The organism is Protofrankia sp. CiP1_Cm_nod1, from assembly GCF_920888515.1.
Taxonomy (GTDB): domain Bacteria; phylum Actinomycetota; class Actinomycetes; order Frankiales; family Frankiaceae; genus Protofrankia.
Genome location: NZ_CAKKTM010000037.1, coordinates 1 through 7,976, shown reverse-complemented (window position 1 = coordinate 7,976; position 7,976 = coordinate 1). Strand labels below are relative to the sequence as shown.

The following is a 7,976-nucleotide window of genomic DNA, read 5'->3' as shown; positions in this document are numbered from 1 at the left end:
GGTCGGCAGCGCCGGGCGGACGCCGCGCCACCGGCGGCGCGCCGCCACCACCGCCACGGCCACGGCCAGCCCGACGAGCGCCGTCCCGAGGGCCACCATCGTGTCGAAGGCAAGGTGGACGATCAGGGCGTTCGGGCGCTGCGCGGGTGGGACGGCCACAAGGCCCGTCACCACGTGGTCCCGGCTCCAGCCGGTCATCAGTGACAGCAGGCCGGGGATCTCGATGCCGTGCCGGACCTCGCCGGTGGCGTCGTCGTAGATGCCGCCGAGGGTCAGCGGCGCGTGTGACCGCGTCTGGTACAGGGCCTCCATCGCGGCCAGCTTCAGCGGCTGCCGGTCCGCGACCACGCGCGCCGCCCAGTCCCCGACGACCGCCTGCAGCGGGGCGCAGGCGAGCACCGTGACCAGGCCGACCCGCAGGCCGCGGCGATGGTAGGCGTCCCGGCGGCCGCGCAGCATCCCGGCCGCGTACACCCCGGCGACAGCGCCGCCGGTGCACATCAGCGCCGCGAGCAGCATGTGGATCACCTGTGCCGGGGTAGCCGGGGACAGGAAGGGCGCGAGCGGCTCCGCGCTGACGACCCGCCCGCCGGCCTCGCGCACGCCGCGCGGGACGTTCATCCACGCGTTCGCGGTGATGATGAACAGGGTGGACAGGGTGCCCGCGACGGCGATCGGGACCATCGTCAGCCAGTGCGCCCGCGGGGACAGCCGCTTCCAGCCGTACAGGTACAGGCCGATGAAGATCGCCTCGATGAAGAACGCGAAGCCCTCGAGCGTGAACGACAGGCCGAGCGCTCCTCCGTAGCGGGCCATGAACGCCGGCCACAGCAGGCCGAACTCGAAGGACAGCACCGTCCCCGACACCGCGCCGACCGCGAACAGCACGGCGAACGCCCGCGCCCACTTACGGGTGAGGGCGAGCCAGACCGGGTCACCCGTGCGGATCCAGCGGCGTTCGGTGTACAGCAGCAGCCAGGGCAGGCCCACCCCGAAGACGGCGAAACAGATGTGGAAAGCCAGCGAGAAAGCCGTCTGGCCACGAGCAAGATCTGTGGACGCGGCGAGGATCATGCACGATCCCTCCTGCCTCCCGTCCCACGACGCCCACCCGGAGCCCACGCGAGCGAGAGAGCATCTCGAAAGATCTTCTACGTTCTGTCAAACTTCTACGCTTTGTAGAATACGAGACGTCCGCCAGCGGCACCCGCCACCGGCAGCAGGTCACACCCGGACTCCCGATGGGGGCACAGAACTTCGTGGCGCGTCGTACAGTGAGATACATGGCGCGTCTTGGTGACCTTGAGCGGTCAGTCATGGACGTGCTGTGGGACGTCGACGTCTGGCTGACCGCGCGCGAAGTAGCGGCCCGGCTCGACCACGAACGCAACCTCGCCTACACCACGGTCCTCACGGTGCTCGAGCGCCTCGAGCGCAAGGGCTTCGTCCAGCGGGAACGCGCGGAGCGCGCGCACCGCTACCGGGCGTCAAGCAGCCGGGACGCCGTTGTCGCCGAGGCCATGCTCGCCGCCCTGGACACCACCGAGGACCGCGGCTCGGCGCTGGTGCGCTTCGTCGGCTCCGTCTCCCCGGCCGAGGCCGAGATCCTGCGCCGGGCCCTCGCCCCGCCGCCGGATGCCGCGGCCGGACGCGACGAGGCGGCCGCCACCGAGGCCGATCTCATCCCGACCGGTCTCATCCCGACCGGTCTCACCTCGGCCCGTCCGGCCGCCGTCACCACCGCCGCGGACGGCCTCGCCATCGGTGCCCTCGGCGGGGCAACCGGCGCGGAGGCCGCTGAAGGCCTCTCCGACGTGCCAGAACGCGTCGGCGCCGGGAGCACCCGCGTCACGGCCGCCGTGTCGGAGATCGCGGGTGCGCAGGCCTCGAGCCCGGAGGCCACCGGCTCGTGACCTCTGCACCGGACGCCGTACCGGACGCGACACACGCTCAAACCGAACCTCTGTCCGCGGGCAGAGGTACTGTTCACCCGCTATGACGACCGCGGCCATTCTCGCTCTGTTCGCAGGCGTGCTCGCATGGCCCGTTCCCCGACTGCTCGCCAGGGCGCGCTGGCCGTCCCGCTGCCCACGATCCGCGATCGTGCTGTGGCAGGCGATCGGCCTTGCCGGCGGGGTGTCGGCGCTGCTCGCGGTGATCGCGTTCACGTTCGCGCCGCTTTCCACCGACCTGCCGCTGGGCGTGCTCGACCACGCCGGCCACGTGGCCGCCGGCGAGCCTCTCGCCGGGCTCGGCTGGATCAACGTGATCGGGCTCGGGGCGGCGTCCGCGCTGGCAGCCCGGCTGTTCGGCGTCCTCGCCCTGTCCACCGCGCAGACCCTGCGGCATCGCCGCCGCCACCGCCATCTGGTCGACCTCGCCGGCCAGGGCCATCGCGATCACGACACGGCAGCGGCGTCCTCAGCCCAACCGGGAAGCGCCGGGGCATGCCAGCCGCCGTATGAGCTGCCCGCCTGCGCCGGAAGAATCCACCAACGCGGACGGCTGCGCGTCCTGGACCATCCTGTGGCGGTCGCCTACTGCCTGCCCGGCGTCCGTCACACCCGGGTCGTCGTCTCCCGGGGGCTGCTGGCCGCGCTCGCCCAGGACGAGCTGGAGTCCGTCCTCGCGCACGAGGAGGCGCACGCCCGCGGCCGGCACGACCTCGTCATCCAGCCCTTCGTGGCCTGGCAGCAGACCTTCCCGTTCCTCCCGCCCGCGCGCGACGCGACCGCCGCGGTGTCCCTGCTGGTCGAGATGCTCGCCGACGACACCGCCGCCCGCCGCACCAGCTGCCGGACCCTGGCCCGGGCGCTGGCCCGGCTCGGGGTGGCCCGCTCCCCGGTACCGGCCGGCGCGGTCGGCATCACCGGCGTCTCCCATGGCAGGATGATCCGCTCATCGCGGGCGAGCGGCCATGGCAAGGGCCTGCGAGCCCGAGCCGGCTCCGCACACCGGCGGCTCGGCGGTGGACGTAGCGGCCAGGGCGGCCAAGGTGGCACGGCAGGCCACCCGGCTGCCCGGCATGTTCACCCCTCCCCCATCCATGCCCCGGTGATCGCACGCATCTCGCGCCTGCTGGAGCCCACGCGCCGGGCGCCGCTGTGGGCCCACATCGCGATCTACCTCACCGCCGCCGCCATCTGTGCCTTCCCCGTCTTCGTTCTGCTGGCCACCTGACCGGACAGGCCCGGACGGGGCAGGCCCGTTCCAATCCGAGCTCATGCGTTCCGACCTGAGCCCGCGCCTTCCGGCCTGACTCAGCGGTGGCCCGGTTCCGGTGCCGCTTCTCGGTCCACATCTGCGGCCTCTGCGGCCTCTGCGGCCCCTGCGGCCCCTATGGCCCCCATGGCCACCGCGGGTCAAAGCCAGATGGATCACGCCAGCGCCCCGTGGTACGGCCTTGCGCGACCTGCCGGTCATGCCGGCCATGACACCACCACGACACGTTACGCTACTCATGGTTGACAACCATGTACTGAGAGTAATATCTTCTGACTTGCGACCCAGACTGGGTCAATTTCGTCCAAATATGGACACCTAGTTAATCGCCACTGTGAGGCATACTTTGCGCAAAATCACGACGGCTCTCCTGGGGGCCGTAGTCCTGGCCACCGCCACCGCACTACCCGCCGCGGCAGCCGGATCCGGAAATACCACGGCAAACTTCGACCTGACCGGGGGAACGCTCGACATCAGCGTGCCGGCCGGCCCGGTCACGCTCGCCACGGGAGCAGTGACCTCGTCCACGCTCAGCGGCCAGCTGGGCTCGGTAACGGTCACCGACAACCGCAGCGTCGACCCCGCGTCCTGGACCGCGTCAGTCTCGGCGACACCATTCCAAAACGGGACGCACACTCTCGCCGCCTCGTACGACACCGGCGTCGTCACATCCACCGGAATCCCGATCAGCCAGTGGACGATCACCACACCCCTGACGCTTTCCACGACCCCGCAGAACCCGGTCGTGCTCAACCCCACATGGCCTGGTGGGGGCGACAACACGGCCACGTGGAATCCGACCATTACCGCGACCATTCCCGCAGGGGCGATCTCCGGAACCTACAGCTCGGTCGTCACCCACTCGGTCATCTGACGGAGCGTAATCCACCGTGCGACGTGTTCTGACCACACTCGCCGTGCTTGTGGCCGGGATCCTCATCCCGGCCACAGGTGCGCTCACCGCACCCGCGCGAGCCACGGATTCCCGACCGGGAAGTATCGGCATCCGGCTGCTCGACGCCCCGACCAGCGAACAGGAAAACCCGCGGGCACGGATCTACATCGTCGACTACCTGCCGCTGGGCGCCGTGATCCATCGGCATATCGAAGTCACCAACAAAAGTGGTTCGGAAGCACGGCTGACGGTCTATCCGGGCGCGGCTTCGGTCGAGAACGGGACGTTCAACGTCGCCGCCGGACACACTCACAACGACCTGACCACCTGGATCAGCCTGAGCCCTGACACCCTGATCCTGCCGCCTGGCGCCTCCGCCCCCGTCACGGCGACCATCACGGTCCCCCGCGACGCCTCCCCCGGAGAGCGTTACGCCGGGATCTGGGCCGAGACCAGCAGCACGGTCGCGTCGCAGGACACGCAGGACACGCAGGACAAAGGCATCGTCGAGGTCAACCGGGTCGGCGTCCGGGTCTATCTGGCCGTCGGACCAGGCGGGCCCCCAGCGCCTAACTTCGCCATCGACTCGCTGACACCGGAACGTCTGCCCGACGGGCGGCCGGTCCTCACCGCGCAGGTCCACAACACCGGCGGCCGGGCTCTGGACATGAGCGGCGAACTCACCCTCACCGAAGGCCCCGGCGGCCTGAACACCCGGCCATTCCCAGCCAAGCTCGGCACGACCCTCGCCCCCGGCCAGACCGAACCGGTCACCGTGGTGCTCGACAGCCAACTACCCGACGGCCCGTGGAAGGCACGGATCCACCTCAAAAGCGGACTCACCGAACAGAGCGCCCAGGCCACTGTCACCTTCCCCCGTCACCCCGGTACGCCCGCGCCCGTAAAGACAACATCGACAGCCAGCAGGAACTACCTCACAGGCGCGATCGGCATCGCCGTACTGCTGCTCGCAGCCCTGGCATTCACCATCCTGCGCCGAAACCGCCGAGCGTCCCGGACCCGGACAACCGCGGAATCCTGACCAACCTCGATTCCTCCCCCGGAGCTGGCTGAAGACAACGAGAGCGGAGCAAGATTGATCCTGCGAGTGGCCTGTCGTCGATATCGCTCGCAGATCATTGATCGGAGGACGGGCAGGCGGGCCCGGTGCCGTCGGCGAGTGCACTCTGCTCAACCGGTCGTGGCACCTGACCGGTGACACCGACATCCGCTTTCTCCAGTAGAAGGCGGACGCGTTCCGTCCCGGCCCCGCCGTCGAGATGGTCTCCCCGTTCGAGGACACCCGTCACGGGACCACGGAAGCAGCCGGCACACCGTTCATCAGCTTCTACACGCCGGACGAGATGCTGGCGCTGGCCCGCGAAGCCGGCTTCAAGGACGTCCGACACGTGTCGGGAACCGCGCTCGCCGAGCGCTACTTCGCCGGTCGGACCGACGGCCTGCGCCCGTCAACCGGAGAGGACGTGCTGGTAGCCACCACCTGAACCAGCTCAGCCCACGCCAGCAGGTAGCACAAGTGCTATCCTGGAAAGGTGAATGAGATAGGGCTTCGTGAGGTGCGGCAGAACGCCAGCGAACTGGTGCGGCGCGCCCAGGCCGGCGAGCGGTTGACCATCACCGTCTCCGGCCGGCCGGCGGCCGTTCTCGGCCCGATGACCCCGCGCGCATGGCGACGCTGGGACGACCTCGCGGATGTCTTCGCTCTGCCGGCCGACACCGACTGGCCCGGTGATCGCGACCTCGTCGACGGCACCGTCACAGACCCCTGGGAAGATCGGTGAACCGCGGCATCCTTGACACCAGCGTGCTGGTCGCCACCGATGTCGCGCCGATCCCCGGCGAACTCGCGGTCAGCGTCATCAGCATCGCCGAGCTTCAGTTCGGCGTCCTGGTCGCGAAGACCTCCGAGGTCCGCGCGAACCGACTCACCCGTCTCAGCGCACTGCAACGACGGTTCGACCCGCTACCCGTCGATGATGCCGTCGCTGACAGCTACAGCCGGCTCGCTGCTCGCGTCGTCGAGATCGGACGCCAACCGCGCGCCCGGACGATGGACCTGCTGATCGCGGCCACCGCGCACGCCCACGAAGCCAGCGTTTACACCCGCAACGCCGCCGGCCTCGCCGGCCTCGAGGACCTCATCGACATCATAACGATCTAGAAGTCCAGGCTGCCCACCACTCCGTCGCTCACCGCGCGGCAGGCGGCGCCGCACCGCTCGCCTCAGAGCGCGGCCCGCCAGAATGCGGCCGATCGTCGGCAGGAGGCGCGCGGCAGCTTCACCGAAGCGGCCTGATCGGCTGCTGTGGCGGGCCGTCGGACGAGCAGGCTCGAACGAGCGTCGAGAAGGTAAGTTCGCCTGACTGACATACTTCCCTGGACGCCCCGGTTCCTGCCCGCGGGGTGCGGAGATCCGTGACGGCGGCGTGCTCGGCTCCAGCCAGGGCAGGTCTGCTGGGGCTGGTCCCATCATCGAGGAAAGGCTGGTCGCATGGGCGTGTCGGTTGAGACCCTTTCGCCGGGAGACGGCAAGACCTTCCCCGGGAAGGGGGACACCGTGCAGATTCACTACGTTGGCACCTTGCTCGACGGCACGAAGTTCGACTCGTCCCGTGACAGAGGCTCGCCGTTCGTGACCCAGATCGGCGTCGGCAAGGTGATCAAAGGGTGGGACGAGGGGGTCCCTCAGCTGTCGCTCGGCCAGAAGGCGGTGCTCACCGTCACACCCGACTTCGCGTACGGCGCCCGCGGCTTCCCGCCCGTCATCCCGCCCAACTCCACTCTCCGCTTCGAAGTGGAACTGCTCGGCATAAATGCCTGAAAGGGCGGTCCGTACAGGGGGGATACCAGCACCGTAGCCGGGCTCTTCGGACGACCCGGCGGCAGGCCGCGGGCAGCATCTGATCACTGGTACGCACGAGGTGCTACCCCGGCAGGGCGGCAGGGAGCGCGCGGCCAGGCGGTAGCCGGGTCCGCCCGATCCGATGGTCCACTGCCCATCCGCACGAGCGGCGACGTGCGCAGCCCGCATGATCTACTACTATAGTAACGCTGTTTTGACGTTAGAATGACGTCATGAGCTCTACCGAAGAGATCACGACCAATCTCACCGTCCGAGCCCTCCCGGCTCGGGTACGCGCCACCCTGGCTGCCCGCGCGAAGGCGCGCCGGCAGTCGCTGAACGCCTACCTGCTCGACGTGCTCAGCCGCGAGGCGAGTACCCCGACCATGGACGAAGTGCTCGCCGACATCGACAGCACCCGCGCCTCCATTGGGCTCACAACGGACGACGCGGTCGTCGCCGTGCGCACGGTCCGTGATGCGGAGGATGCACGGTGGGGCTGATCGTCGTCGACGCGTCCGTGATCGTCGATCTGCTCGCCGGGGACGACAGCCCTCGGCGCAAGGCGGCAAGGGACCGGATCGTCGGCGGCGACGCCTCCTACGCCCCTGCCCACCTGGACATCGAGGTCATCTCGGCGCTCCGCGGCCTGGCCCGACGTACGCGCCGTCTCGCCGAGCACACCCCGACGCTCATCGCCAACCTGATCCGCCTGCCGATCCGTCGTGAACCGCTCGGCGGACCGACCGCTCAACGCGTCTGGGAACTGCGGGAAAACATGACCGCCTACGACGCCGGCTACGTCGCGCTGGCGGAACAGATCGACGCGGTCCTTCTCACCTGCGACGCCAAGTACGTCGCCGCGGCCGGCCCCCGCTGCGCCATCGAACTCATCACATAGACATCAGCGGAATCCGGCCCTCACGCCACAGAACAAAGCGGACACCGGCAACAAGGCCGCGGCGACGAGAGCCGGTCAGGCGCTTCACGCCTTCG

General features: G+C 69.5%; 10 protein-coding genes and 1 pseudogene. 10 read left to right on the top strand and 1 reads right to left on the bottom strand.

The genetic code is table 11. The annotated features are described in order from the left end of the window. A partial coding sequence (locus tag NBX02_RS02565) for a cytochrome ubiquinol oxidase subunit I (protein ID WP_250289814.1) occupies positions 1–1,074 on the bottom strand: 1,074 nt, incomplete at its 3' end. Positions 1,075–1,283: 209 nt separating this feature from the next. On the opposite strand from NBX02_RS02565, the gene NBX02_RS22870 reads away from it, so the two are divergent. The 10 genes and pseudogenes from NBX02_RS22870 (at position 1,284) to NBX02_RS02515 (ending at position 7,881) form a co-directional block, all read left to right on the top strand. After that, positions 1,284–1,913, top strand: a complete 630-nt coding sequence (locus NBX02_RS22870; protein ID WP_445548220.1) for a BlaI/MecI/CopY family transcriptional regulator — start codon at positions 1,284–1,286, stop codon at positions 1,911–1,913. An 82-nt stretch (positions 1,914–1,995) separates the two neighbouring features. Beyond that, positions 1,996–3,180, top strand: coding sequence for a M56 family metallopeptidase (locus tag NBX02_RS02555; protein ID WP_250286402.1), 1,185 nt, complete (start codon positions 1,996–1,998; stop codon positions 3,178–3,180). A gap of 376 nt (positions 3,181–3,556) precedes the next feature. Continuing rightward, a complete protein-coding gene (locus NBX02_RS02550; protein WP_250289813.1) occupies positions 3,557–4,096 on the top strand; it encodes a hypothetical protein in 540 nt (179 codons plus the stop codon). A 16-nt stretch (positions 4,097–4,112) separates the two neighbouring features. Then, positions 4,113–5,159, top strand: coding sequence for a peptidase (locus NBX02_RS02545; RefSeq protein ID WP_250289812.1), 1,047 nt, complete (start codon positions 4,113–4,115; stop codon positions 5,157–5,159). A gap of 220 nt (positions 5,160–5,379) precedes the next feature. Continuing rightward, positions 5,380–5,622 (top strand): annotated as a pseudogene (locus NBX02_RS02540) (hypothetical protein); the annotation flags it as partial. Between the two features lie 48 nt (positions 5,623–5,670). Beyond that, a complete protein-coding gene (locus NBX02_RS02535; RefSeq protein ID WP_445548219.1) occupies positions 5,671–5,919 on the top strand; it encodes a type II toxin-antitoxin system Phd/YefM family antitoxin in 249 nt (82 codons plus the stop codon). Further along, on the top strand, positions 5,916–6,299 hold the full coding sequence (locus NBX02_RS02530; RefSeq protein ID WP_250286407.1) for a type II toxin-antitoxin system VapC family toxin: 384 nt from the start codon (positions 5,916–5,918) through the stop codon (positions 6,297–6,299). The genes NBX02_RS02535 and NBX02_RS02530 overlap by 4 nt, the downstream gene beginning before the upstream one ends. 330 nt (positions 6,300–6,629) lie before the next feature. Next, positions 6,630–6,959 (top strand): FKBP-type peptidyl-prolyl cis-trans isomerase, encoded by a 330-nt coding sequence (locus NBX02_RS02525; RefSeq protein WP_250286409.1) that lies wholly within the window; start codon positions 6,630–6,632, stop codon positions 6,957–6,959. 254 nt (positions 6,960–7,213) lie between these two features. Next, positions 7,214–7,483, top strand: coding sequence for a hypothetical protein (locus NBX02_RS02520; protein WP_250286410.1), 270 nt, complete (start codon positions 7,214–7,216; stop codon positions 7,481–7,483). Continuing rightward, a complete protein-coding gene (locus NBX02_RS02515; protein ID WP_250286411.1) occupies positions 7,474–7,881 on the top strand; it encodes a type II toxin-antitoxin system VapC family toxin in 408 nt (135 codons plus the stop codon). Before NBX02_RS02520 ends, NBX02_RS02515 begins: the two co-directional genes overlap by 10 nt. Positions 7,882–7,976: the final 95 nt, after the last annotated feature.

Coding starts and splice junctions, on each gene's coding strand:
- NBX02_RS02525 (WP_250286409.1), top strand. CDS start 6,630: ATGGGCGTGTCGGTTGAGACCCTTTCGCCGGGAGACGGCAAGACCTTC.
- NBX02_RS02555 (WP_250286402.1), top strand. CDS start 1,996: ATGACGACCGCGGCCATTCTCGCTCTGTTCGCAGGCGTGCTCGCATGG.
- NBX02_RS02520 (WP_250286410.1), top strand. CDS start 7,214: ATGAGCTCTACCGAAGAGATCACGACCAATCTCACCGTCCGAGCCCTC.
- NBX02_RS22870 (WP_445548220.1), top strand. CDS start 1,284: ATGGCGCGTCTTGGTGACCTTGAGCGGTCAGTCATGGACGTGCTGTGG.